We start from the raw sequence: 22,846 nt of genomic DNA, 5'->3' as shown, positions 1-22,846 counted from the left end.
ACCTCAGAGGGCGTTGATCCGCTCCAGCATGCCCGCCGGCCAGGAACTAGACAGCGATGACGCCAGATATTCCTTCTGCGCATGGGCGCGGAAGGCGTCGACATCCGGCACATAGACGTCGAGCCCCTGCTGCTTGAAGAAGTCGACGAGTTCGGCTTCCTGCTTTTCGTATTCCGCCGTGCTCCAGGCGAAGGCCTTCTTCGCCAGGTCCCGCATGCGCGACTGCTCGTCCGCCGACAGACCATTGAAGACCTTCGCGTTGATCAGCAGCAGACCGAAACCGACATTGTGGCCGGTCAGCACGATCTGGTTCGTCACTTCGTAGAACTTCATGATCTTGTCGTTGGGCAAGGGATTGTCCTGCCCATCGATCGCGCCGGTCTGCAGGCCGGTATAGACCTCGGCATAGTCCATCGCTACCGGGTTGGCGCCGAGCGACTTGCCCAGGAACTGCCAGCTTTCGCCACCGGGCATGCGCAGCTTGACGCCCGCGAGGTCCTCCGGGTTCATTACCTTGTTCTTGCCGCGCAAATTGAGTTGGCGACGACCGTAATAGGCGGGAGCGAGGATTTCGACATTGAGCTTTTCGCGCGCGCTCTTGCGGAATTCGGCGCCAATCTCGCTGTCGAAAATGCGCGATAGGTGCGCGGAATCCCGGACGACATAGGCCGCGCCAAGAATGTCGAATTCGGGTGCCTGCTTGGCGAAATCGGACGGCGGCAGAAGGGCCATGTCGAGATTACCGCGCTGGACGGCAACGAGTTCCGTTCCCTGACGGAACAGAGTCGAGTTGAAGAAGGGCGTGAACTCGTAGTCGGCGCCGAGTTCCTTCGCGAAGATGTTGAGCAGCGCCTGCGAACGCGGCGCATCCTCGGTCGTCACATCCGCGAACCGCAGCTTGGTCGCCGCCAGGGCCATCCGCGGCAGGCCGATCATTGCCGCCGCCATCGCCGAGCCCGCGAGCAACTGGCGTCTTGTCATGTCTCTCATGGATTTTTCCTCCTCAAATCCTCTTTTGATCAAATGCCGAACCGGTTCTCAGGCAGTCCCTGGGCCAACCCCTCGACGGCGAACACCGCTCCAGCCAACGGCTCCTTGTCCCGCTGTTCGACCGACAAGAACTTCGCGGCGGTCGTGATGTAGAGCGTCCCATAGTCGGGGCCCCCGAAGCAGACGCAGGTCGGGTTCGTGGTCGGCAGCGGCACAACGGTGTCGATGCTCCCGTCCGGCGCGTAGCGCACCACGCGACCGCCCGCGAAGAAGGCCGTCCACAAGCCGCCATCGGCGTCGAAACACGCCCCGTCCGGCCGATCGCCGGTCGCCGAATAGTCGGCGAAGACACGGCGCCCACTGATCTCGCCGTCCTCGGGATCCATGTCGAAAACATAGCTGATGTAGCGACGCGTATCGGTGAAATGGAAACGGCGGCCATCCGGCGAAAACGCGATACCGTTGCTGACGATCACGTCGCCAAACAGCTTTTCCACGCCGCCCGTTGCATCAACGCGGTACAATCCGCCGTTCGGCCGGTGCAGTTCGTTGTCCATCGTGCCGATCCACAGGCGGCCCCAGCGGTCGACTCGACCGTCGTTGAGACGATTGTCGACGCCTCGCTCAACGGTGACGAAGGGCTGAAGCCTGCCGTCTTCGGCGCGCAGCAGCAGATCGAGATCGCGAGCGAGAAGATGACCGCCCGATTTCGTTAGCACCTGGCTTCCGACATAGGTCGCCTCCGGAAAGTCCTGGATGTCGTGACGACCGGTGGCCGTGTCGAGGCTCTGCAGTTTCGGCTTTTCGATGTCGAGCCACCACAGTTTGTTGCTGCGTTCGCACCACAGCGGCGTTTCGCCAAGCTGGTCGCTCGTCCGCACCACGCATTCGACGCGGCGGGAATCGATTGTATTGATGGTCATTGCTGAGGCATGCCTTCCGGTCTGATCAGTTTCTTCAGCGCGGCGATGCGGAAGATGGCGTTTGGAGCGCCATAGCCCCGGTATGCCCGACGCTGGACGATCTCGAAGAAGAAACCTTCGCCATAGGTCTCGCTATAGAGCTGGAAATATTCCCCATGCTCGTCGCGGTCATAGAGAATGTTCTCGCGCCGCAACCGGTCGGCGAGGTCCGGGGCCAGCCCGAACCGCGCCTCCACGTCGCCGTAATAGTTCGGCGAGATCTGCAATCGCCGGAAGCCGTTTTCCTCGAGCGCGGCGGCGGTCGCGAAGATGTCATCGGTCTCGAAGGCGATATGCTGGATCGCGGAACCGAATTTCTCGGCGATGAAATGGCCCGCCAGCGTGCGCCGGTTTTCCGCGCCATTCATGGTGAGGCGGAAACTGCCGCTATCGTTCTCGATCACCTGGCTGCGCACAACGCCGGCGGGGTCGATGATGTCCACCATCGGCGACTTATGGGTCGCGAAGATGGAGGTATAGAACAGGATCCAAGTGAGCATCTCGTCGTAGCCCACGGTCTGCGCGAGGTGGTCGATCCGCCCGAGGCCGGCATCGCGCACGCCGGTTTCTTCCTCCACGGGGACGAAGTCGATCTCGGCGAAACGGCCGAGATCGCTCTTGCCGTCGAGCAGATAGATGAGCCCGCCGCCGACGCCGCGGATGGCCGGAATGTCGAGCTCGCCGGCCGCCACCGCCTGGCTGAAGGGCTCCGCATTGAGCGCGACCGCGCGCGACAGCGCGGCCTGGGCGTCGTCAACCGCCAACGCCACCGCATAGGCCGACGTTCCGTGGATCGCCTGGGTCGCGCTGGCGAAGCCGGCGTCCTCGGTATTGACCAGCAGCCGGATCGCCCCCTGCTGATAGACGTTTACCTTCTTGCTGCGATGGACAGCGGTCTTCTTGAAGCCCATTGTCTTCAGCAGGTCCACCAGGCCGGCGGCATCATCCTCGTCGGTGGCGAATTCGATGAACCCCACCTCTCCGATCACCGCCCGGTCGGGCATGGGCGGCACGGTCAGTCCCGTCGCCTTTTCGCGGCGCGCTACCTGGTCGCCCAGATAGATCAGCGAACGATGGCCGTCGGCCGCGATCTCGCGCGTCGAGCCGCCCCGGAACTGGTCGTTGAAGATCTCGAGCGACAGATAGCCGTCATAGCCCGTATCGGCGACGGCGGCGGCGAATTCGGCGACCCGAAGGTCGCCCTCACCCGGCATGTTGCGGAAATGACGGCTCCAGTAGAGCAGGTCCATGTCGATCAGTGGCGCATCCGCCAGCTGAACGATGAAGATCTTGTCCTTCGGAATGGAGCGGATCGAATTCGTGTCGATCTTGCGCGACAGCGTGTGGAAGCTGTCGAGGATCAGGCCGATCGAGGGATGATCGGCACGCCGCACGATCTCCCAGGCGTCGCGATGATCGCTGATATGCCGCCCCCAGGCCAGCGCCTCATAGCCGACCCGCAGGCCACGTTTCGCCGCCCGCTCGCCCAGTTCGCGGAAATCGGCCGCCGCCCGGTCTATCCCACCGAGCGACACGCCGGAAACGTTGGAGCAGACAAGCAGAAGGTCGGCGCCCAGTTCCTGCATCACATCGAACTTGCGTTCCGCGCGGTCGAAGGTACGGGCTCGGAATTCTTCCGGCATGCCTTCGAAATCGCGAAACGGCTGGAACAGCGTGATCTCCATCCCGAGATCGCGCACCATGCGCCCGACATCACGCGGACTGCCGTCGAAGGCCAGGAAGTCGTTCTCAAAAATCTCGACACCGTCGAAACCGGCCCGGGCGATCGCCTCCAGCTTGTCCGGAAGCTCGCCGCTGATGGATACCGTGGCGATCGAGGTCTTCATTCGGCCGCCCTCACCACTCCTTCGCCCGCCGTCAGCGAGCGGAAATGCGCGAGCATGCGATCGGCGTCGGGCTCAAGGCCGGTGAAGAGCCGGAACGCACCGACAGCCTGGAACACTGCCATGCCACCGCCATTGAGCACCTTGCAGCCCTTGCGGCGTGACGTCGCCAGAAGCTCCGTCTCCAGCGGGAAATAGACGATTTCCGACACCCAGAGGTCCGGCCGCAGCAGCTTTTCGGGCAAAGGCAGACCCGGATGCTTGGCCATGCCGGTCGGCGTCGCGTGGATCAGGCCGCTGGCACCGGGCATGACATCGGTCACCTCCAGACCACCATCGACCACGGCCTCGGGAAAGAGATCCCGCATAATGCCGGCCAGTTGCCGCGCCCGCTCCGTATCACGGTCGACGATCGACAGACGGGCGGCGCCGAGTGTCAGGATCGCGAAGGCGGTCGCGGCTCCGGCGCCGCCGGCGCCAAGCTGCACGACCTTCGAAAGATCGGCATCCGGCAGGCCACGACGAAAACCTTCCGCGAAACCCCACCAGTCGGTGTTGTGGCCATGGCGCTTGCCGTCCTTCAGCACGACGGTGTTGACCGCGCCGAGCTTCATGGCCTCAGGCGACAGGGTATCGAGCAGCGGGATGACCTGCTGCTTGCACGGATGGGTGATGTTGAGGCCGCACAGGCCGCGCGCTTCGGACCGCGCAAGCAGGTCGGCCAGCCGGTCGGCGCCGCCCTCGATCTCGTTGAGGTCGATGATCGCATAGTCATAACCGACGCCGAGGTTGCGACCTTCGGTCATGTGCATGGCCGGCGTAAGCGACTGCTGAATGCCCGAGCCGATCAGGCCGGCCTTGAAACTGGATGGTGTGGACTGCATCTCGCGGCGACACGGTATCGGCTGGGGCAAACTCCTCACCCGCAGGACACCCAGTCTCCTCCCTGGTGTGCTTCGACGCTTTATCCAATAATGTACTAACTAGTTCGTGTCAATATTGTCGCCGCCGCTCGGTTGAAACGGGAAGACGTTGTGCTCTATGAAACGATCGGGAAGCGTCGGCGCCATAACGACCGCGCGACAGGAGAACATGTCTGCCATGGCCAACGAGCCGCGCCTTTCACGCAAGAACGACCCGGAGAAGACGCGACAGGACATTCTGACCGTTGCAACCGAGGAATTCACGACGCATGGCCTGGCGGGCGGCCGCGTCGACGCGATCGCGGCGAAGACGCGTACTTCCAAGCGCATGATCTACTATTATTTCGGCTCGAAGGAGGCGCTCTACCTCGCGGTACTCGAGCGCGCCTATCGCAAGATCCGCTCGCTCGAGGCCGATCTCGAACTGTCGAACATGCCGCCGGAACTCGCCCTGCGCACGCTGATCGGCACCACCTTCGACCATGACGAGGCCAATCCGGACTTCGTCAGGCTCGTCAGCATCGAGAACATTCACCAGGCCGCCCACATGCAGCGATCGAGCGAGATCCGCGAGCTCAACATCCCGATCATCAATACGCTGGCCGACATCCTCGAGCGCGGACGCGACGACGGCAGTTTCCGCCGCGACGTCGACCCCATCGACCTGCACATGCTGATCAGTGCCTTCTGCTTCTTCCGTGTCTCCAACCGCTACACTTTCGGCACAATTTTCCGCCGCGACCTGTCCTCACCGGAACTCTACAATCGTCACAAGACGATGGTCGCGGATGCGGTTCTGGATTACCTGAAGGCGCAGCCCTGACGGAGAGCAGGAAAAAGCGTGGGGCATTCAGGCGGCTGCGGCTTGAGTTGAAGTCTGGTCATCATTTGCCGAAAGGCCCGGATACCATGTTTCGAATTGGCCGCGGAGCGCGCCATCAAGGGTTCGGGTGCGGATCTGTAGGAGCATGCGGGCGCCGCGTCGCGACCATTGCATCTGCTGCTTCTTGGTGAAGCGCTTGGCAATCACGACATTGACGGCGGACTCCACGAACGACGTGGCGATGCGCTCGTCGTTGCGATAGCGTTCGCTATAATTCGGAATCGCATGGGCGTTGCGCTCGACATAGGTGGCGAATTCCGCGACCGCTTAAGAGAACGCCTTCAGGTTGGGATAGCTGCAGTCTTCTTCGAGCCCATAGAGGTCATCCGCCAGGTCCTGGCTCCACAACGGGCCGGCGCGGGAATTGCCATGCCAGAGGTACCGCTTATCCGCAGCAGATTGCGGGCAATCCGATCACCGGCTTCCTGGTCGTGATGGATGAGACCTTTGGCATATTGACCAAGCACCATCAGACGCATGGCGATATGAAGCCAGTCCAGATGATGCTCGGCATAGGGTGCCATCTCGGCCGCCAGGTTGCGGAGTCTGGTGTCGATCGGCAGCACGCCCCTGAGCAGGTCGACGGTCATGCTATAGGAGACGAGCGAGGCCCATTTGCTTTCAAGATAAAGCAACTCGGGCGCGATGTGGCTGGCCAACAGTGAGGTCAATGGGCGGCCAGAAACTCCTTGCCTTAATCGAGCGAAAGGCCGTTTGAAGGGTTCAGATCACATTGCTGCCTTGTCACTACAACTCAGGCGGGAACATTTAATCCTGCCACCGCCGCGAAACCATGTTCGGCAGCTTCTAGCGCCATTGCGATATCCGCTTCCGTGTGCGCCGCGCAGAGGAACATGTTATGCTTTGGATGGAAATAGACGCCTTTCGAAAGTGTGGCATTGCAGAATGCCGATCCCTTAGAAAAGTCCGCATCTCCATCGAAAAGCACGGTCGGCATCTGTGCCGGGCCTGTCTGGCGAATGGAAACCCCGAACTGCCGCGAACGGGTTTCGAGTCCGTCGCGCAGCATCTGTCCGAGCCGGGCGATACGCTCCGGCACGCCGTCGCGCTTCACGACCTTGAGTGTCGCCACGGCGGCGGCCATCGCCACCGCCCCCGCCCAGAACGAGCCGGTCACGAAAACCTGCGACGCCGCCTTACGCAGCCAATCGCTGCCGGTCACGGCCGACAGGGCATAACCATTGGCGATCGCCTTGCTCCAGGCCGCGAGATCGGGACGCACGCCCATCGGCTCCCAACTGCCGGCCGCGTGGAGGCGGAAGCCGGCGCGCACCTCGTCGATGATTAAGGCAGCCCCCTTGGCGTCCGCCAGACGGCGCGCGGCCTTGGCGAATTCCTGCGTCGGCAGTTCCTGGTCGAAGCCGAGGTCGTGCCGATAGGCGGAGACCACGATCGCCGCGAGATCGTCACCCGCTTCCCCGACAGCCGCCTCCAGCGTCTCGACGTCGTTGTAGACGTAATAAAGCAGATGGGCCCGATCTTCCGCCGTGACGCCGAGCAACGACGGTGAGCACCACGGAACCGCCCCGTGATAGGCGCCCTTCGCCACCAGGATCTTGCGCCTGCCGGTCGCAGCCCGCGCGATGGTGACGCATGTCGTCGTGGCGTCCGTGCCGTTCTTCTGGAACAGGGTCCAGTCGGCATGGGCGATGGTATCGACGACCAGCTCGGCGAGTTCGACCATGACCTCGGCCGGGCCGTTCAGGCAGTCGCCCATACGCCGCTGGCGCTCGGCCGCTTCCTCCACTTCCGGATGGTGATGCCCCAGAAGGTTTGGCCCCCAACTGCACATGAAATCGACATAACGATTGCCGTCGACGTCCCAGAGAATGCCGCCCTCGCCGCGGCTGAAAAACTGCGGATAGGCCTCCGGCAGTTTCGCGGCATGCAGATGGCCCCACATTCCGCTCGGTACGACTTTTTCAGCGCGCGCGCGCAACGCAGCATCCTGCGCTCTCACTAATGCCGACATGGCGAATTCTCCTTATTCTTTTTTGATATATCATATATTGACATATCAAAGGCAAGCGAAAACATGGCGTTCTGCACATGAAAATCGGTTCCGCGGCAGGCATTTGCCACCGGCGAAGCAGCCGAACCGTGGGTTGAGAATTTCTGGGGCGGGTCGCTGGTGTACTGTTGAACTGCAGCCGAAAGTCGCGCATATCTGTGATTTAGCAGCATAGATCGATGCTTGGCTTTTGCGCGGGATGACGGGATGCTATATTATATATTTTGCAGCCTTCGTTTCGTGAAGGAGAGCACACATTCGAGGATAGGAAATGCCTGACATGGACCAATCGCCCAGCGTCAGCGGCGTGGGGCCGGTCGCCCGCGACAGCCTTACGGAGCTTGTTTACGACAATCTGCGCCAGGCTCTGATGGAAGGCCGTTTCTGGCCGGGGCACCGTTTCAAGATTCGCGAACTTGCGGCGACGATGAACGTATCGGAAACGCCCATCCGCGAGGCGCTGATGCAGTTGGTGCGCGGCCGGGCGCTGGAAATGCAGGCGGGCCGGTCGATCATCGTATCGCATATGACCGCCAAGCAATATATCGAGCTGCGCACGGTACGCCTGTTTCTCGAAGGCCTTGCTGCCGAGCACGCGACGACGCGCGTGTCGGAGGCCGATATCGATCGCATGGAGGCAATCCACGAGGAACTGATCAGCGCCGAGCAGCAGCAACGCTGGTCGGATGCCGTGCGCGCCAACTGGCAGTTCCACCGGAGCCTCTACGAGGGCTCGGAACTGCCGGAAGTTCTGGCTATCCTCGACGACATCTGGATGCGTAACGGGCCGTTGCTGAACTTCCACTATCCCAATGCGCCGCCGACCTATCCGAACGAGCACCAGCATCTTGCCGTGCTGAAATACCTGCGCCAGCGCCGGCCCGACAAGGTGCGCGAATCGATCCAGGCCGACATGATGGAAGGCGGCCAGAACCTCGTGCGCCTGCTCGAAAAAACCGGCGGTACGCGATACATGACGCCGCCGAATGTCTGATCCGGTCGCGCCGGCGCGCGTTCTCATACTGCCGCGCCCCGTGCCGCCTGCTGGAAGGCATTCGCCAAGGCCTCCGCGGACAAACCGTATTTTTCAAAGAGATACGGCGTCGTCCCGCCTTCGGCGAAAGTGTCGCGCACGCCGACACGGCGGAATTTCACATGGACATCCCGCTCCAGGAAGAGTTCCGCCACCGCGCTGCCCAGTCCGCCGACGATCGAATGGTTTTCCGCCGTCACCACTACCGGCACCCGGCGCGCCAGGTCGGCAAGCGCCGGATCGAGCGGCTTGATCGTTGCCATGTCGACGACCGACACGGCCTTGCCGTCCTCGTTCCGCAACCGCTCGGCGGCTTGCAGCGCGATCTCCACCATCATGCCGCATGCGACGATCAGGCCGTCCCCTCCCTGCTGCAGCACGCGCATCCGGCCGATCCGGAAATCGGCGCTGGCTTCGGACGGCTTTTCCGTGCCGTCGGCCCGCTTGAGACGCAGATAGACCGGGCCGTCGTATTCGGCGATGGCGGCGACGGCGGCCCGCACCTGTGCCGGACCGCTCGGCTCGATCACCGTCATGTTCGGCAGGGCACGCATCAACGCGATATCGTCGATCGCCTGATGGGAGACGCCGAGCATCGTCGTCAGCCCGGGAATGACGCCGACGATCTTCACGTTGGCTCGCGGATAGGCGACCTGCATCGCCACCTGATCGTAGCATCGGCGCGTAACGAAAACGCAGAAACTGTGTACGAAAGGCATCTCGCCGGAACGGGCAAGACCACCGGCAATGCCGATCATGTTGGCCTCGGCGATGCCGACCTGATGGAACCGTCCCGGCAGATGGTCGCGGAAGGGATCCGTCTCGGTCGAAAGCGTCAGATCCGCGGTCAGGCAGACGATGCGATCGTCACGCCGCGCGGCTTCCAGAAGCGCCTCGCCATAGTGCTTGACAGCACCGGCCGCGGCGGCGTTCCGGGCATTGAAATCCGCCACTTCCAGTGACTTTCGGTGGTCCGCTTCGCTCACTTCCGCTCCTCCCCGCCATGGGTTTCGTCGAGAGCCGTCAGCGCTTCGGCGGCGATCTCCGGCGGCAGCTTGAGATTGTGGGCCAGCAGGCCTTCGAGCGACGGCACGCCCTTGCCGGCCATGGTCGCGGCGACGAGGCAGGTCGGTTTGTGACATCCGCGCGCCCTCTCCAGTGCGGCAAGAAGTGCCGGAATGTCATGCCCGTCGACCTCCTCCACAGCCCAGCCGAAGGCGCGGAATTTCCCGGCGATCGGGGCGACCGAAACCACTCTGTCGATATGTCCTTCGACCTGCATGCGGTTGTCGTCGACGATCAGGCAGAGATTGGAAATACCGGCGCTGCCCGCAAACAGCGCAGCCTCCCAGAGTTGCCCCTCTTGCAATTCGCCGTCGCCGAGCACGACATAGACGCGGCTCGGCGACAGACGGCGACGGGCGGAAAGCGCCATGCCGATGCCGACCGAAAGCCCCTGCCCCAGCGAGCCGAGCGTTGCTTCGATCGCCGTGCCGACGCGCTCGGAGGCGTTGATCTCAAAGGGCGATCCGTCCCTGCAATAGTCCCTGACGGCAACCGGATCGACGATCCCGCGGGCCGCCAGCGTCGCGTAGAAGATCGCCGTGTTATGGGCGGTCGAAAGCAGGAAGCGGTCGCGATCCGGCCAGTCCGAATCGGCCGGATCGAGCCGCAATTCGGCGAAATAGAGAACGGCGAAGAGGTCCGCCGCGCCAAGCCCCTGCTGCACATAACCCTGGCCTGTCGGCGCCACGAGATCGATGACGTCGCGGCGTAGCGACCGGGCTATGCTGGCAAGCTGCGCCGGATCGCGAACTCGCAGGGCAGGCTGCCGGTCTCGGCTGTTGACATTACTCATCGGAGCAGCCTTCCCAAACCGCCAATCAAACGTGACATATCATATATCAAAACTTGCCTCAGCCGGCCGTGAACCGATCCAGGACGTTGCGGGTAATGCGCTGGGTGAAAGGATCGCCGCGTTTCAGGCCCATGACCCATTCGCAGGTCGCCGCGGTCAGCACCTCGCCGGCCCCCCGGGTCATGTGCACCATCATGCCGGAACCGTATTTGTAGCGGGCGAGCCCTTCGGGCGTCACCTCGCCGGTCACGCATTCGACAAGCCCTTCGTGGTCGCTGCCGCGCACGTAGTAGCGGAAGCCTTCGCCCTGCGGCTCGTCCTCGGCCAGCACCGCTGGGGCCATGGCCAAGATCTCGATCGTCTCCGGCTGGCCTTCGACCGGCACCGGATAAGGCAGGCCGTGCCGGAAGGTATAATCGAGCCCGTCGACCTCGTAGGCGAAGATGCGCTGCTTGTCGCCGAAGATGTCGGCATAATGCAGGCCCGTGCCGGCGAAGGCCCAGTGGGTCGGCCGGTAGACGGTCAGGCCCTTCTGGCCGTTCGGGGCGAAGCCGCCCCAGGAGGCATACATGCCGTGCGCACCGTTGACGCCGACCGTGGAAGCGCCCGGCCAGCGGACATTGTGGTCCTCCCAAGCGCTGGTCAGCAGATGGCCCTTGTCGGTGCCGGCCACCGGGTCCTTGTGAATCGCCTTGAACTTGTGACACACCTGCCGCCTGCCGTCGTCTTCCAGCCGGATCTGCCAGAGGAAATTGGCGCCGAAACGGGCGAGCCGGCCTCCCTTTTCCACATAGCGTTCGATCGCCTCGCGCATTTCCCAGGTCCAGTACTCGTCATGGCCGATGATGGTGACGCAAGGATAGGCGTCGAGCAGTTCCGGCCGGTAATGCAGGTCGGTCTGGGTGATCATGTCCAGCTCGTAGCCCTCCTTCTCGGCCCAAAGCACGAAATGGCGGTCGAACTGCGCCCAGCCGGCGGCGGCGTAATACTGGCCGAAACCGTTGGCGAAGGCCCATTCCTTCATGGGATAACGCGGCGCGTCCCCCATTTCTGGCCCGGGATCGGCGCAGATGCGCGGCGCGCCGGCTGGCAGCCAGACGATGCCGCGCGTCCAGGGCCGTTCCAGCGACAGGACCGGCGAAGGCTGGCAACGGTCCTCGCCCTCGACGCCGAAATAGTGGTTGGCGCCGCCGAAATCGTTATAGGCCGTCCAGGTGCCGGTCGGCAGGACCATCAGGATCTTCGCCTTGCGGGTCTTTTCGGTCGGACGCACGACGAAGAAATGATGCTGCACGAAGCGGGTGCCGTTGCCCCGTTCGCAGGAAGAGACGACGCGGTAGAAGCCGGATCCGAGATCGGCGGGCAGTGTCCAGCGATGGCTGACCGGCCATTTGCAGCCGTTGCGATAGGCATCCCTGGGGGTCGGCGTGAAAACGCCCTCGATCGACTCGACCTCATGCACTGTCTTCGGCCTGTAGCCGTCGCGATAGATCTGCAGCCGCCATGTCGCGGCGGTCGAGGTCGAGTGGAAGACGACCTCCTCACCCGGATCGTAGGAAATCGAATTGGTGTAGGTATAGACCTCGGGGACATTCGGGTCCTCGCGCGGCGCCTCGTACCAGGGCTGGCTCTGCCAGTGCTCATCGGCAAACATCGGCCGCGTCCTGCGCTGGCCGAGATTGACCATGCCGAGTTCGGGGGATTGGAATTCGCTTTCGTTGGCCATGACCGTCTCTTGCAAAAGGTTTGCGGCGTCGGGCCGCCTGAAATCCGCGGGCCGCACTTTGCCGTGCGGCCCGGTCGAAGGCCTTATGCCAGGGCAGGCATGGCGAAGGGCTCGGGATCGAGGAAACGTTTCACGACATTCAGCGTGATGGCGCTGATATTGTTGTCGTAATTGTTGTAGCCGAGCGACATGCCGAATGTGATCGAGCCCGAGGCGAAGACCGCGCCACCATTGGGCGTTTCGAAGAACACCATGTCGGCGCGCACCAGCGCGTTCTGCGTGCCGTCGAGCCCGTCGACCATGGTGCGGAATTCCTCCGGCGTCGGTAGCGCGCCGGCGCCGAGACCTTCGGACGTGGCGAGCAGCAAGGCATGACGCGGCGTGCCGAGCTCGTAGTCGAGCCGGTCGATCTCGCTGCCGACGGCGCCGTTGTAGCGGAAGCCGAAATCGCCGAATTTCTCGCGCCGCCCGGTGCCTTCGAAGATGAAGGCGGCGCGCGGGTCCTCGCTGTCCGGCTGGCGCAGGTAGTAACCGCAGGTATCGTTGATCATCGCCGAAAAGCCGGCACCGACCAGCTTCTGGGGCGCAAAGCCGCTGTGGCGCCACAGCGAGCCGGGTTCGCCGGTGCCGGCGAGATGCACCTCGCCGGGAGCCGATTCCCAGGTGCGCGTGCCGGCCATGCCGCGGCGCACTTCGAGCGCCTCCGGTGCAGCCGGATGGAAACCGCAGCGCCAGTAGAACCCGTTGCCGCCCATGGAAATATGCCGGCCGCCGGCATTCTGGTACTCCATGATGCCGTTCATCATGTTGAACGAGTAATATTCCGGGTGGGTCGGCGTCATCATGGCGCGATAGGGCTTCAGCGCCCTCGAACCTTCGCGGTCCAGCTCCACGTCGGTGATGACGTCGTAGGCGATGCCCTTTTCCTCCAGCCAGTCGAGGATATGGGTATCGTTGATCAGGTTGAACCAGTAGCCGCGCGGCCGCGTGCTCAGCACCGGCCGCAGCCACGAACTGTAGCAACGGCCCGAACCGTCCACATGGCAGTCGTAGGTGGATTGGCCGATCTCGGGATGCTCCTGCATGAACACGTCGTCCATCGGCAGCCACAGCACGTGCTCCATCAGCGTCTCGAAATGCACTTGGTAGAGGCGCAGCGCGCTGTTGGCATAGGCGAGATAGGTGGCGACCGAGAGCACGACGACGAGATCGGCGCGCTTCGTCTTCTTGCCCGGCGTCACGAAAAAGGTGACGTAGCTTTCGCAATCGGGCTCCGGCGTGTCGCCGACCGGCGTCAGCCGCAGGGAATAGACGCCGGTGCGCCAGCCGTCTGGCACGTCAAGCATCAGGGTCGTCTGCCACTGGCAGTCGTAGATGTCGTCGCTGTGGAAATGGATCGCCGCATATTCCTTCGGCGCCAGGCGGAAGTCATGCACCGCGCCGGACCAGAAGAAGCCGGTGACGCCGCGGCGCGGCAGCTGGTGCAGCCGGCCGTTTAGGCAGTTCGGCGAGATATCCTTGACCGATAGCCCGGTAATCCCGTCAGAGAAATCCCAGAAGGCGACGAGGCCGGCGGTCGTCGCGCCGGTGCGCGGCTGCCAGTCGAACACTCGCAGCATCTCGGCATCGAGCGCCCGGGAAAAGACGCGCGGCGCCTCGATCTTGCCGTCGAAATGGGCGGTGTATCGCGCCGCCTCGTCGAGATGCTGGGCGGCAATCAGGAAATCGAGCCCGGAATCGAGCGCCGGATCGCCCGACAGCGCGAAAGTCTCAGCATGCGCCATTGTCGGGACAGTACTATCTGCCGGCACGATCAGCGACAATGTCGCCGTCTTCCTCACGGGATCGAGCGTCGCGGAAACAAACGACCAGACCCGTGCGGCCACTTTCACCTTCAGCGCAAAACGTGCCGCGCCGAGCACCAGAACGGGATAGCCCTCTGCATCGATTTCGAGCGCATAGCCGCGCTCCGTGGCCGCGCACCAGTTGCCCATGATGGCCTTGGCGTTGTCGGCAATGAGGGTCGGCCAGACATAAGCGCCGAAGGACCAGGCCGCGCCGCTGGGCACTAGTGCACCGCCATGCTCGATGACGGCGCAGGAGCCGGGGCGGATCTCCTGGTCGAGGCAGGCATGCACGCCGTCGACGCCGCTTTCCATCACCTCGTACTTGAAACCGGGGCCGGCGGCGTCGACATCGCCGCAGCGCAGCCGCAGCACCTCCACATTGACCTTGTCCCGCTTGCTCGACAGCTGGAACTTGACCGTTTCCCCGGCCGGAACGCTGATGCGGTCGGGATAACCGAGATATTCGTTGGTCCTATAGATCACCTTGATACTCCGGGGGTAGCGTGACGCCGGTCATGGCCTGCCAGCGGATCTTAAAGACATGCCATTCCGCCGCGGCCAGCGACGTGAAGATGCGCTCGTCGACGAAGGGCATCGGGTCGCCGCGGCGTTCGGGAATGCGCGACAGGCGCCAGGCCTTACCGGCTTCCAGCACGACCAGCACGAGGCGCCCCTGGGCCTTACCCCACCGCATCCTGGCGAGCATGGCGCGCAGCTCCGGACTGTGGACGCCGAGCGGGCTCTTGCGGAATTCGGCGACGAGGTCGAGCCGCTCCGGATCGATGACGTAACGCATCGCATTGGGGTCACTGGTGTGATCCATTTTCCAATCCTGTTCTCGGAAATGCCGTCAGGAACGACATCATGGCGATACCCGATCATTCGACGCCGTGTCTGAAAGGGGCGGCATGGCCGCCCCGGGATTTTAAGCCGTTACCGGTTCAGCCAGGCGGTCCAGCGCTGGCGCAGCTCTTCGCGATGGGCGCCAATCCAGGCGAAGTCCGGCTTGACCAGTTTCGCGTAGTTTTCCGGCGAGGTCGCGTAGAGATTGCGTTCTTCCGGCGGAAGCAGGTCGATGACCGTCTTGCTGCCCGTCGCGTAGTTCACGTCGCGCATGAAGGGAATGTGAGCGTCGGAATTGGCGTAGAAGAAGTCGAGATAGGCAAGCGCCGCATTCTTGTCCGGTGCCCCCTTCAGGATCGACATGTAGCCGGTGTCGCGGATGGCCCCGTCCCAGGACATGCCGGCATGCACGCCTTCCTTGATGACCGCCAGCGCGCGGCCGGAATAGCTCATCGTCATGACGACTTCCTTGTTGCGCATGATCTGCTGCACCTGGTCGCCAGTCTTCCACCATACCCCGACATAGGGACGGATTTCGTCGAGCTTCTTGTAGGCGCGGTCAAGATCGAGCGGGAAGAGTTTATCCGGCGCCACGCCGTCGGCCAGAAGAGCTGCCACCGGCACCCACCAGTCGCGATCGCCCGTGTCGGGAAGCCCGCGCGGACCGGGGAAATCCTTGACGTTCCAGAAGTCGGCCCAGTTCTTCGGGGCCTTGTCCTTGAAGACGTCGGTATTGTAGTTGATCAGCATGCCGCCGGTCGTGCGCGCCACGCCATATTCGGTACAAGCGTCAGAAACGCCGTATTTGAGGACATTCGGCAGCTTGGAGCAATCAATCTTTTCAAGCATGTTGGTACGGGCAACAAGGTCCGGACCGGTCGAGGTGACGATATCGAATTCGATATTGCCGGTGCGCATCATCGCTTCGGAACGGGCCCACTGGTCGGGAACCTCGATGGCCACTGGAACGACTTCCACGTCCTTCGCCTTCGTGAAGGGATCGTAGAAATATTTCTGGAGCGAATTGCCCATCAGGCCGCCGGTCGTGGCGATGACCATCTGGTCTTCCAGATCCTCGGCCATGGCGGGCGCCGTGCCGGCGAGCACCGCAGTCAGCGCGATGCCTGCCACTGTCCATTTCCAGGTATGTTTCGGCATAGACGTTCTCCTCTGTTTTTTGCCGTTTGCTGTTTTTCCCTGTTAGTTCTTGGTGCGTGATCGCATCAGGTGCGCGCCGAGAAGGACCACGATGGAAAGGACGATGAGCAGCGTGGCGATCGCCGGGATGATCGGCGTCAGATTCTGCTCGATGTCTTCGAACATGCGGCGCGGCAGCGTCTTGTAGCGCACGCCCGACAGGAAGAAGGACACGACGGGCTCGTCGAACGAGATGATGAATGCGAAGAGCGCGCCGCTGACGACGTTCGGCAGGATCAACGGCAGCGTCACCAGTCGGAAGGCCGAGAAGCGGGAGGCTCCGCAGCTCATCGCCGCCGCCTCCAGGCTCGCATCGACCTTCCCGAGCGCCGCCGTGGTGGTGAATACCACGAAGGGCAGCGCCAGCACCGTATGGGCGAGCACGAAACCGGGGACCGTGCCGGAAAGCCCGATCGTCTGGAAGAACAGATAGAGCCCCACCGCGAGCGCGATATGCGGCACGATGATCGGCCCGATCAGCAGGATCTGGAACAGCGTGGCGAGCCGTCCGCGGCCGCGCACCATCGCATAGGTCGCCGCCGTGCCTATGACCGAAGCGCAGATCGCCGTCAGGAACGCTACTTCGACGCTGAGCGAGGTGGCGCTCCACCATTGTCGACTGCTGAAGTATTCAGCATACCACCTTAGGGTGAATCCCTTGGGCGGGAATTCGAGATAGTCGTTCTGGCCGAAGGACATGGGGATGACGATGACCAGCGGAATGACGATGAAGGCCAGCACGGCATAGACATAGGTGCCGAGCGCAAGCGATCCTTTGTCGATGGACGGTTTCATCACTGTGCCCCCATCAGCCGGTCGAAACGCAGCGTCTTGCTGAAGATCAGCGCAAGCAGCGTGACGAACAGGGTGAGCACGCCAACCAGCGCGGACGCGAAGGGCCAGTCGAGCACCTCGCGGATCTGTTGCGAGACGAGCGTGGCGATCATCAGCTCCTGCGGCGAGCCGAGCAGCGCCGGCGTGATGAAGAAGCCGAGCGCCGTCAGGAACACCAGCAGTGAGCCGCTGGCGATGCCGGGCAGGCTGAGCGGCAGGATCACTTCGAGGAAGGTGCGGAACCGGGGCGCGCCGAGCACCGCCGCCGCCCGCATGTAGTCGTCCGGGATGCTGCGCAGCGCGCCGAAGATCGGCAGGATCATGAAGGGCAGCAGCACATGGGCCATGGCGACGACGACCGCGCTCTGGGTATAGAGCAACTTCAGCGGTTCGGACGTGATGCCGGTCGCCATCAGCCCCGAATTGACGAGCCCCTGGCGCTGAAGCAGAAACGACCAGGCGGCGGTGCGTACCAGCACGCTCGACCAGAGGGGCAGGATCACGCAGACGCCGACGAAGGCGGCAACCGCCGCCCGCGCGCGGCTCATGTAATAGGCGACCGGGAAGCCGAGGATGACGCAGAGGCCGGTCACGAGCACGGCCGTCCACAGCGTGCGCAACAACACGCGGGCATAGACCGGATTGGTGACGACGCGGGCATAATTGTCGAGCGTCGGCTTCGGCTCCGTGAAGCTGATCCAGAGCAACTGGCCGATCGGATAGACGAAGACGAAGGCGATGATCGCGAAAAACGGCAAAAGCAGCAGGAGCGTCGAAAGACCGGAAAGCCGCCGTCCATCCGAATGCCAGAACTGGGAACGGATACCGCTGGTCATTTCGCTCCCCCGGCGTAAAGCAGGATCGCTTCCTTCGGCACGCTGAAGACGGCCGTGGCGCCGGGGGTGAGCGTGCTGAGATCCGATGCGCCGGGCAGGCGGGCGCGGATCTCCGTGCCATCCGGCAGATGACCGATCAGAAGCAGGGCCGAACCGGCATAAACGATATCTGCGAGCTTGACGTGAAACGCGAAGGCCGCCCCCTCCCCGCCGATCTGGAGACGTTCCGGCCGCACTGCGAGCACCGCTTTCTGCCCGGCTTGCAGTGGGTCCACGGCAGAGGTCGACGGCACATTCCAGTGCTCGCCGGAAGGCAACGAGACGGCGATCGCCTCGCCGACGCTCTCGACCGTCACGCCGATGAAGTTCATCTCGCCGATGAAGCCGGCGGTGAAGAGATTGGCCGGCCGTTCGTAGAGTTCGCGCGAGGGACCGATCTGCTGGATCCTGCCGTCCTTGAGCACCGCCACCCGGTCGGCCATGGTCAGCGCCTCGCTCTGGTCATGGGTGACGAAGATAACGGTGATGCCGAGCTCGGCATGCAGCCTCTTGATTTCTAGCTGCATGTCCTCGCGCAGGTTCTTGTCGAGCGCGCTCAGCGGCTCATCCATGAGCAGTACGCGCGGCCGGTAGACGATGGCGCGGGCAAGCGCCACACGCTGCTGCTGGCCACCGGAAAGCTGGCTGGAAAAGCGTTCGCCATAACCGGCCAGCCGAACGGTCGCGAGCGCCTCCTCCGCGCGAGCGTAACGTTCGGGCTTCGCGACGCCGCGCATCTTCAGGGGAAAAGCGACATTGTCCAAAATCGACATGTGCGGAAACAGGGTGTAGTTCTGGAACACCATGCCCAGATTGCGCTTGTTGGCCGGGACATAGGTCAGGTCCTCGGAACCGATGACGATGTTTCCGGCTGTCGGAAACTCGAACCCGGCGAGGCTCATCAGGATCGTGGTCTTGCCGGAGCCGCTCGGCCCCAGCAGCGCAAGGAACTCGCCGGCCGAGATGTCGATATCGACCCCGTCGACGGCTGATACGTTTCCGAAACGCTTTTCCAGACGGCTGATGCGGATGGAGGCGCCTGCCGTCTGTTCTCTGTTCATTGCCATAGTCACTAAAGCCTGTTCCCACTTTTATTGTCTGGCTTGGGTGAAGGGATGGAGTTTCAGCTGCTTGGTTGGTCCGTTCTGGTTTTGCCGATCTCCAATATCATATTTGATATATCACGGATGCTAGCGCCTAATGAAATCGGCGACAAGGGCCATTTGTTCGTTGAGCATGGCTTTTCCGCCGATCGCCTTGGCGCCGCGGGCTTCCGCAAGCGCCATCAGGCGGGTAACGGGCGGATTGACGATGATGTCGTACACGATGGTTGCCGGCCCGATACGGTCGATATCGACCGGCAGGGCGTCGTCGGGCTTCATGCCGAGCGAGGTCGTGTTGACGACAAGGTCGAAATCCTCCGCCGACGCCGCTCCCGCCGTCACCTTCACCTCCCGGTGAAGTGCCGCGACCGCCTCGGCGAGCGCCTGCGCCTTGGCCCGGTCGCGATTGGAGATCACGAGTTCGGCGGCACCCGCCCGGGCTAGCGCAAGCGCCGTCGCCCGGCCCGCACCGCCTGCTCCGACCTGCAGTACCCGCTTGCCGGCCACTGCATGGCCCTGCCGGGCAAGGCCGGCGATAAAGCCCGGCGCATCGAGATTGTCGCCGATCAGGCATCCCTCGTCCGTGCGCTTCACGAAATTGACGGCGCCGATGGTTTCGGCGATCGGGGTCACGGCATCGAGATGCGGGATGATCGCCACCTTGTGGGGGATCGTCACGCCGAAACCGACGACATTGCCCATCCGCCGGATGGCATCGACGACGGTCGCGAGATCGTCCGGCTGCACATGCAGCGGCGAGGTCGCGACGTCCTGCCCGATCGATTGGAAATAAGCGTTCAGGACGGCGCTGGCACGGACATGGTCCACGGGGTTTGCCAGCACGAACATCAGCTTCGATCTGCCTGTGATCTCCATGGATTGCACCCCTTTCCGGCTCAGCCCGGCAACCGGCTGCGGCCGTATCCCTTGTAGCGTTCGAGCACCCGTTCGATCTCGTCGTCGGGAATGATGGCCGATTCGCCCGCCTGCTGGGCGAGAATGTATTGGCGGGCTAGCGTTTCGAGCTTGACGGTCAGGTCGAAGGCCTGCTGCAGGCTCGCCGCCGCGACGATCATGCCGTGGTTAGCGAGCAGGCAGGCCTTGCGCTCCTTGAGCGCCGCAACCGCGCCGTCGGCGAGCGCGCGGGTGCCGAAGGTCGCATAGGGCGCGCAGGGCACGTCGTTTCCGCCGAAGCTCGCGATCATGTAATGGAAGGCCGGAATGGGCTTGGCGAGACAGGAAAGCGCCACGCAGCAGTCGGCATGGGTGTGGACCACCGCCCGGACATGCGGATAGGCATTCAGGATCGCCAGGTGCATGTGCCATTCGCTGGAGGGAATGCCCTCGCCGACGTTCTTGCCCTCGGCATCGAGGCGCACCAGCTTGTCCGGGGTCATGTTGGCTCTGTTGCCGCCGGTCGGGGTGATGAGGACATCATCACCGATCCGGCAGCTGACATTGCCGCTGCTGCCGTGGTTGAATCCCTTGTCTTCCAGTTTCGCGACGACGTCGAGGAGGGATCGCCGAAGTTCCAGTTCGCTCATGCCGCCTTCTCCGGGTTCTGCATCGAGGCGAGTGCCGCCGTAAAAAGATCGACAGGCCCGAGCTTGCCGGACTTGAGGCACAGCGCGACGGGGTCCGGCCCCTCGGTCACGGCCGTTCCGATGCCTGGCCCGCCGTAAGGCCCGACCAGAAGGCTGCGGATGCCGAGCCGGTCGACCACCGCGCCGGAAGTCTCCCCGCCCGCCACGACGAAGCGCCGCACGCCCGCCTCCCGTAACGCGACCGCGAGGTCGCCGACGATATACTCCGCCAGGGCGGCGGCACCGTCGCGGCCGTAACGCACCTGGGCAGAGGCCACGATTTCCGGCGTGGCCGACGTGGAGATGCCGACCGGACCGGCTTCGAGCTTCGGCAGTGCCCAGCCGAGCGCCACCTCCCCGGCGGCAGCCCGGCTTTCGACCGCCGTCAGATCGATACGCAGCACCGGATGGTTTTTCTCGAAGTCGGCGAGCTGCTCCAGCGTGCGCTCCGCGCAACTGCCGGAAAGCACCACGCCCCTACCCCCGACCGCCGGCAAATTACGCTTGTGCGGCACAGCAGGAAGGAGACCCTTCGCGCGCCAGATCGCCGGATAGTGCTGCACGATCGTGGCATTGCCGGTCATCAGCTTCCAGTCGCCGGTCAATGCCGCGATACTATCGAGATCGCTGTCGTAGATCGTATCGGTGATGAAATAACGGACGCCCTGGCGAGTCTGATCGGCAACGGCCTGTTCGAGCGCACTGCCGCCAGCGCTCACGGCCGGGTGAGCCAGCAGCCCGACCTTCATTTTCGTCTGTCGCTGCAGCACCCGTACCAGATCGGGATCGGTCATCGGCGTCAGCGGATCACGACGCTTGGGCGAGTCCGAAACGAGCTCCGTGCCGAGAAACAGGTGGCCGTTGTAGACGGTACGCTTCAGGCCCGGCGCGGAGGGGCAGAAACCGGTGAAGGAAGCCCCTGTAACCTCCATCAGCATGTCTGAGACAGGGCCGATATTGCCCTTGTCAGTGGAATCGAACGTGGCGCAGTATTTGAAGAACAGTTGCCGCGTTCCTCGTGCCGCGAGCGCCCGGGCGGCCTGCTCGGTCTTCGCCACCGCAATATCGGGCGCGATCACGCGTGTCTTCTGCGCGACGACGATCGCTTCGACGGGGCCGAGCGCCTCCAGCATGTCCGGATCGGTGACAAAGGCGCAATCAAGGCCAGCGGCGACCAGCATCGCCGCGGTCTCCATTCCGCCGGTCAGATCGTCGGCGAGCACGCCAAAAATCGTTTTCGTCATGTGCCTGTCCCAGTTCCGGCGTTATCGCTCGATTTTTCAATACATGATATATCAAATATTGAGAAAAGCAATTCCGTCGTCTCCTTTTTCGATCTTTCAGGAAAAATGCCGGCGCCCGTTGGCTTCGGTCTTGCGGGCCTGCTCATGCCGGATCCTTTCGCGGACCACGGTAAAGAGCCCGGCGCCGCCGATCACCGCGAGGCCGACGATCGCCAGCGCGTCCGGATATTCGCCGAAGATGGCGGCGCCGAACAGCACGGCCCAGGCCAGTTGCGAATAATGCATCGGCGCCATCTGGTTGGCGTTTCCGTGGCGCGCGGCCAGGACGAACGCCCATTGGCCGAGGCCGTAGCTGACGCCTGCAAGGCAGAGAAGCGCGGCCTCCCGCAGGGTCGGCACGCGCACGCCCAGGAAGCACATCATGATCGCGTTCATGACGAGCAGATAGCTGACCAGCATGCCGAGGATGCTGGTCGTTTTTGCCCTGCCGCCCAGGCCGCGCAGGATGATCACCGCGCTCCCCGTGCCAATTCCCGTTCCAACGGCGGCGAGATGCCCCCATTCGAAGGCCTGGTAACCCGGCTTCACGACGAGAAGCACCCCGACGAAGCCGACCAGCACCGCCGACCAGCGCCAGGGGCCGACCTGTTCCTTCAACACCAGCGCCGACATGATGGTCACGAACAGCGGCGCCAGGAAGACCAGCGCATAGGCTTCGGCAAGCGGTATCGTGGTGAAAGCATAAACGCCGCAAAGGCTGGCAACCAGGCCGCACACCGCCCGCCCATGCACCGCCCAGGGGCGATCGATGCGCCAGAAATCCCGCCATTGCTCATCGGGATGGCGCGTCAGCAGCAGGGTCATCGCCGCGAAGACGTTGACCAGGAAAGCGGTTTCGAAAACGGATAGATGGGAGCCAGCAGCCTTGACCGACGAATCCGTGAGGGAAAAAGCCGCATAGGCGACCAAGGCAAGCACATACACATTTCTCACGCCGTTGGCCCTTCCCTGCATCTGACGCCGCGAGAAAATGATTACGATATATCATATGTCAACAGGAATCTCGCCG

Annotated in this window: 20 protein-coding genes and 1 pseudogene; 2 read left to right on the top strand and 19 right to left on the bottom strand. The window is 63.2% G+C overall.

Annotated features, from left to right (window positions below):
- Positions 1-3: 3 nt before the first annotated feature.
- From dctP to J2046_RS19340, 4 genes are read right to left on the bottom strand one after another with little or no spacing between them, the layout of a single operon-like run.
- Positions 4-990, bottom strand: a complete 987-nt coding sequence (gene dctP / locus J2046_RS19355; RefSeq protein ID WP_233470106.1) for a TRAP transporter substrate-binding protein DctP — start codon at positions 988-990, stop codon at positions 4-6.
- Positions 991-1,019: 29 nt separating this feature from the next.
- Entirely contained in the window at positions 1,020-1,913 is an 894-nt protein-coding gene (locus tag J2046_RS19350; protein ID WP_210054650.1) for an SMP-30/gluconolactonase/LRE family protein, read from the bottom strand.
- Positions 1,910-3,799, bottom strand: a complete 1,890-nt coding sequence (locus J2046_RS19345; RefSeq protein WP_210054648.1) for a bifunctional sugar phosphate isomerase/epimerase/4-hydroxyphenylpyruvate dioxygenase family protein — start codon at positions 3,797-3,799, stop codon at positions 1,910-1,912. The genes J2046_RS19350 and J2046_RS19345 overlap by 4 nt, the downstream gene beginning before the upstream one ends.
- The gene (locus tag J2046_RS19340; protein ID WP_210054646.1) at positions 3,796-4,680 is read right to left on the bottom strand and encodes a shikimate dehydrogenase; all 885 of its coding nucleotides are present in this window, start codon (positions 4,678-4,680) and stop codon (positions 3,796-3,798) included. Before J2046_RS19340 ends, J2046_RS19345 begins: the two co-directional genes overlap by 4 nt.
- A gap of 217 nt (positions 4,681-4,897) precedes the next feature.
- Here J2046_RS19340 and J2046_RS19335 point away from each other — a divergent pair, with 217 nt between their 5' ends.
- Positions 4,898-5,542: a TetR/AcrR family transcriptional regulator gene (locus tag J2046_RS19335; protein WP_210055028.1), complete on the top strand. Its 645-nt coding sequence runs from the start codon at positions 4,898-4,900 to the stop codon at positions 5,540-5,542.
- Positions 5,543-5,569: 27 nt separating this feature from the next.
- Here J2046_RS19335 and J2046_RS19330 read toward each other — a convergent pair.
- Together J2046_RS19330 and J2046_RS19325 are read right to left on the bottom strand one after the other, a co-directional pair.
- A pseudogene (locus J2046_RS19330) lies at positions 5,570-6,276 on the bottom strand (ISKra4 family transposase); the annotation flags it as partial.
- An 80-nt stretch (positions 6,277-6,356) separates the two neighbouring features.
- Positions 6,357-7,595 (bottom strand): aminotransferase class III-fold pyridoxal phosphate-dependent enzyme, encoded by a 1,239-nt coding sequence (locus J2046_RS19325; protein ID WP_210054643.1) that lies wholly within the window; start codon positions 7,593-7,595, stop codon positions 6,357-6,359.
- Positions 7,596-7,914: 319 nt separating this feature from the next.
- Here J2046_RS19325 and J2046_RS19320 point away from each other — a divergent pair, with 319 nt between their 5' ends.
- Complete coding sequence (locus J2046_RS19320) at positions 7,915-8,628, top strand: GntR family transcriptional regulator (RefSeq protein ID WP_411828516.1); 714 nt, start codon at positions 7,915-7,917, stop codon at positions 8,626-8,628.
- A gap of 23 nt (positions 8,629-8,651) precedes the next feature.
- Here the strand turns inward: J2046_RS19320 and J2046_RS19315 are convergent, their stop codons facing one another.
- The 13 genes from J2046_RS19315 to J2046_RS19255 all read right to left on the bottom strand — a co-directional run bounded on the left by J2046_RS19315 (position 8,652) and on the right by J2046_RS19255 (position 22,770).
- Positions 8,652-9,653 carry a transketolase family protein gene (locus tag J2046_RS19315; protein WP_210054639.1) on the bottom strand — a complete coding sequence of 334 codons (1,002 nt, stop codon included), beginning with the start codon at positions 9,651-9,653 and terminating at the stop codon, positions 8,652-8,654.
- Positions 9,650-10,525 (bottom strand): transketolase, encoded by an 876-nt coding sequence (locus J2046_RS19310; protein ID WP_210054637.1) that lies wholly within the window; start codon positions 10,523-10,525, stop codon positions 9,650-9,652. The genes J2046_RS19315 and J2046_RS19310 overlap by 4 nt, the downstream gene beginning before the upstream one ends.
- A 58-nt stretch (positions 10,526-10,583) precedes the next feature.
- Complete coding sequence (locus J2046_RS19305; protein ID WP_233470104.1) at positions 10,584-12,251, bottom strand: N,N-dimethylformamidase beta subunit family domain-containing protein; 1,668 nt, start codon at positions 12,249-12,251, stop codon at positions 10,584-10,586.
- Positions 12,252-12,334: 83 nt separating this feature from the next.
- Positions 12,335-14,581, bottom strand: a complete 2,247-nt coding sequence (locus tag J2046_RS19300; RefSeq protein ID WP_210054634.1) for a N,N-dimethylformamidase beta subunit family domain-containing protein — start codon at positions 14,579-14,581, stop codon at positions 12,335-12,337.
- Positions 14,571-14,921 carry a hypothetical protein gene (locus tag J2046_RS19295; protein ID WP_210054632.1) on the bottom strand — a complete coding sequence of 117 codons (351 nt, stop codon included), beginning with the start codon at positions 14,919-14,921 and terminating at the stop codon, positions 14,571-14,573. Before J2046_RS19295 ends, J2046_RS19300 begins: the two co-directional genes overlap by 11 nt.
- Positions 14,922-15,031: 110 nt before the next feature.
- Positions 15,032-16,099, bottom strand: a complete 1,068-nt coding sequence (locus J2046_RS19290) for an extracellular solute-binding protein (protein WP_210054630.1) — start codon at positions 16,097-16,099, stop codon at positions 15,032-15,034.
- A gap of 42 nt (positions 16,100-16,141) precedes the next feature.
- Positions 16,142-16,933 carry an ABC transporter permease gene (locus J2046_RS19285; protein ID WP_233470099.1) on the bottom strand — a complete coding sequence of 264 codons (792 nt, stop codon included), beginning with the start codon at positions 16,931-16,933 and terminating at the stop codon, positions 16,142-16,144.
- Positions 16,933-17,808: an ABC transporter permease gene (locus J2046_RS19280; RefSeq protein WP_210054628.1), complete on the bottom strand. Its 876-nt coding sequence runs from the start codon at positions 17,806-17,808 to the stop codon at positions 16,933-16,935. The genes J2046_RS19285 and J2046_RS19280 overlap by 1 nt, the downstream gene beginning before the upstream one ends.
- Positions 17,805-18,908 (bottom strand): ABC transporter ATP-binding protein, encoded by a 1,104-nt coding sequence (locus J2046_RS19275; protein WP_233470097.1) that lies wholly within the window; start codon positions 18,906-18,908, stop codon positions 17,805-17,807. Before J2046_RS19275 ends, J2046_RS19280 begins: the two co-directional genes overlap by 4 nt.
- 129 nt (positions 18,909-19,037) lie before the next feature.
- A complete protein-coding gene (locus J2046_RS19270) occupies positions 19,038-19,826 on the bottom strand; it encodes a shikimate dehydrogenase family protein (protein ID WP_210054624.1) in 789 nt (262 codons plus the stop codon).
- Between the two features lie 20 nt (positions 19,827-19,846).
- Complete coding sequence (locus J2046_RS19265) at positions 19,847-20,494, bottom strand: class II aldolase/adducin family protein (RefSeq protein ID WP_210054622.1); 648 nt, start codon at positions 20,492-20,494, stop codon at positions 19,847-19,849.
- Entirely contained in the window at positions 20,491-21,777 is a 1,287-nt protein-coding gene (otnK, locus tag J2046_RS19260; protein ID WP_233470096.1) for a 3-oxo-tetronate kinase, read from the bottom strand. The genes J2046_RS19265 and otnK overlap by 4 nt, the downstream gene beginning before the upstream one ends.
- Positions 21,778-21,873: 96 nt before the next feature.
- A complete protein-coding gene (locus J2046_RS19255; protein ID WP_210054620.1) occupies positions 21,874-22,770 on the bottom strand; it encodes a DMT family transporter in 897 nt (298 codons plus the stop codon).
- Between the last annotated feature and the right edge of the window lie 76 nt (positions 22,771-22,846).

It is taken from the genome of Neorhizobium petrolearium (assembly GCF_017873175.1).
Lineage (GTDB): Bacteria > Pseudomonadota > Alphaproteobacteria > Rhizobiales > Rhizobiaceae > Neorhizobium > Neorhizobium petrolearium.
The sequence above is the reverse complement of the archived record's forward strand: the minus strand, read 5'-3'. Positions and strand labels throughout refer to the sequence as shown.

Excerpts from the sequence above, each read along its gene's own strand:
- dctP (WP_233470106.1), bottom strand. The coding sequence starts at position 990 with ATGAGAGACATGACAAGACGCCAGTTGCTCGCGGGCTCGGCGATGGCG.
- J2046_RS19350 (WP_210054650.1), bottom strand. The coding sequence starts at position 1,913 with ATGACCATCAATACAATCGATTCCCGCCGCGTCGAATGCGTGGTGCGG.
- J2046_RS19345 (WP_210054648.1), bottom strand. The coding sequence starts at position 3,799 with ATGAAGACCTCGATCGCCACGGTATCCATCAGCGGCGAGCTTCCGGAC.
- J2046_RS19340 (WP_210054646.1), bottom strand. The coding sequence starts at position 4,680 with ATGCAGTCCACACCATCCAGTTTCAAGGCCGGCCTGATCGGCTCGGGC.
- J2046_RS19335 (WP_210055028.1), top strand. The coding sequence starts at position 4,898 with ATGGCCAACGAGCCGCGCCTTTCACGCAAGAACGACCCGGAGAAGACG.
- J2046_RS19325 (WP_210054643.1), bottom strand. The coding sequence starts at position 7,595 with ATGTCGGCATTAGTGAGAGCGCAGGATGCTGCGTTGCGCGCGCGCGCT.
- J2046_RS19320 (WP_411828516.1), top strand. The coding sequence starts at position 7,915 with ATGGACCAATCGCCCAGCGTCAGCGGCGTGGGGCCGGTCGCCCGCGAC.
- J2046_RS19310 (WP_210054637.1), bottom strand. The coding sequence starts at position 10,525 with ATGAGTAATGTCAACAGCCGAGACCGGCAGCCTGCCCTGCGAGTTCGC.
- J2046_RS19305 (WP_233470104.1), bottom strand. The coding sequence starts at position 12,251 with ATGGCCAACGAAAGCGAATTCCAATCCCCCGAACTCGGCATGGTCAAT.
- J2046_RS19295 (WP_210054632.1), bottom strand. The coding sequence starts at position 14,921 with ATGGATCACACCAGTGACCCCAATGCGATGCGTTACGTCATCGATCCG.
- J2046_RS19290 (WP_210054630.1), bottom strand. The coding sequence starts at position 16,099 with ATGCCGAAACATACCTGGAAATGGACAGTGGCAGGCATCGCGCTGACT.
- J2046_RS19285 (WP_233470099.1), bottom strand. The coding sequence starts at position 16,933 with ATGAAACCGTCCATCGACAAAGGATCGCTTGCGCTCGGCACCTATGTC.
- J2046_RS19280 (WP_210054628.1), bottom strand. The coding sequence starts at position 17,808 with ATGACCAGCGGTATCCGTTCCCAGTTCTGGCATTCGGATGGACGGCGG.
- J2046_RS19275 (WP_233470097.1), bottom strand. The coding sequence starts at position 18,908 with ATGAACAGAGAACAGACGGCAGGCGCCTCCATCCGCATCAGCCGTCTG.
- J2046_RS19270 (WP_210054624.1), bottom strand. The coding sequence starts at position 19,826 with ATGGAGATCACAGGCAGATCGAAGCTGATGTTCGTGCTGGCAAACCCC.
- J2046_RS19265 (WP_210054622.1), bottom strand. The coding sequence starts at position 20,494 with ATGAGCGAACTGGAACTTCGGCGATCCCTCCTCGACGTCGTCGCGAAA.
- otnK (WP_233470096.1), bottom strand. The coding sequence starts at position 21,777 with ATGACGAAAACGATTTTTGGCGTGCTCGCCGACGATCTGACCGGCGGA.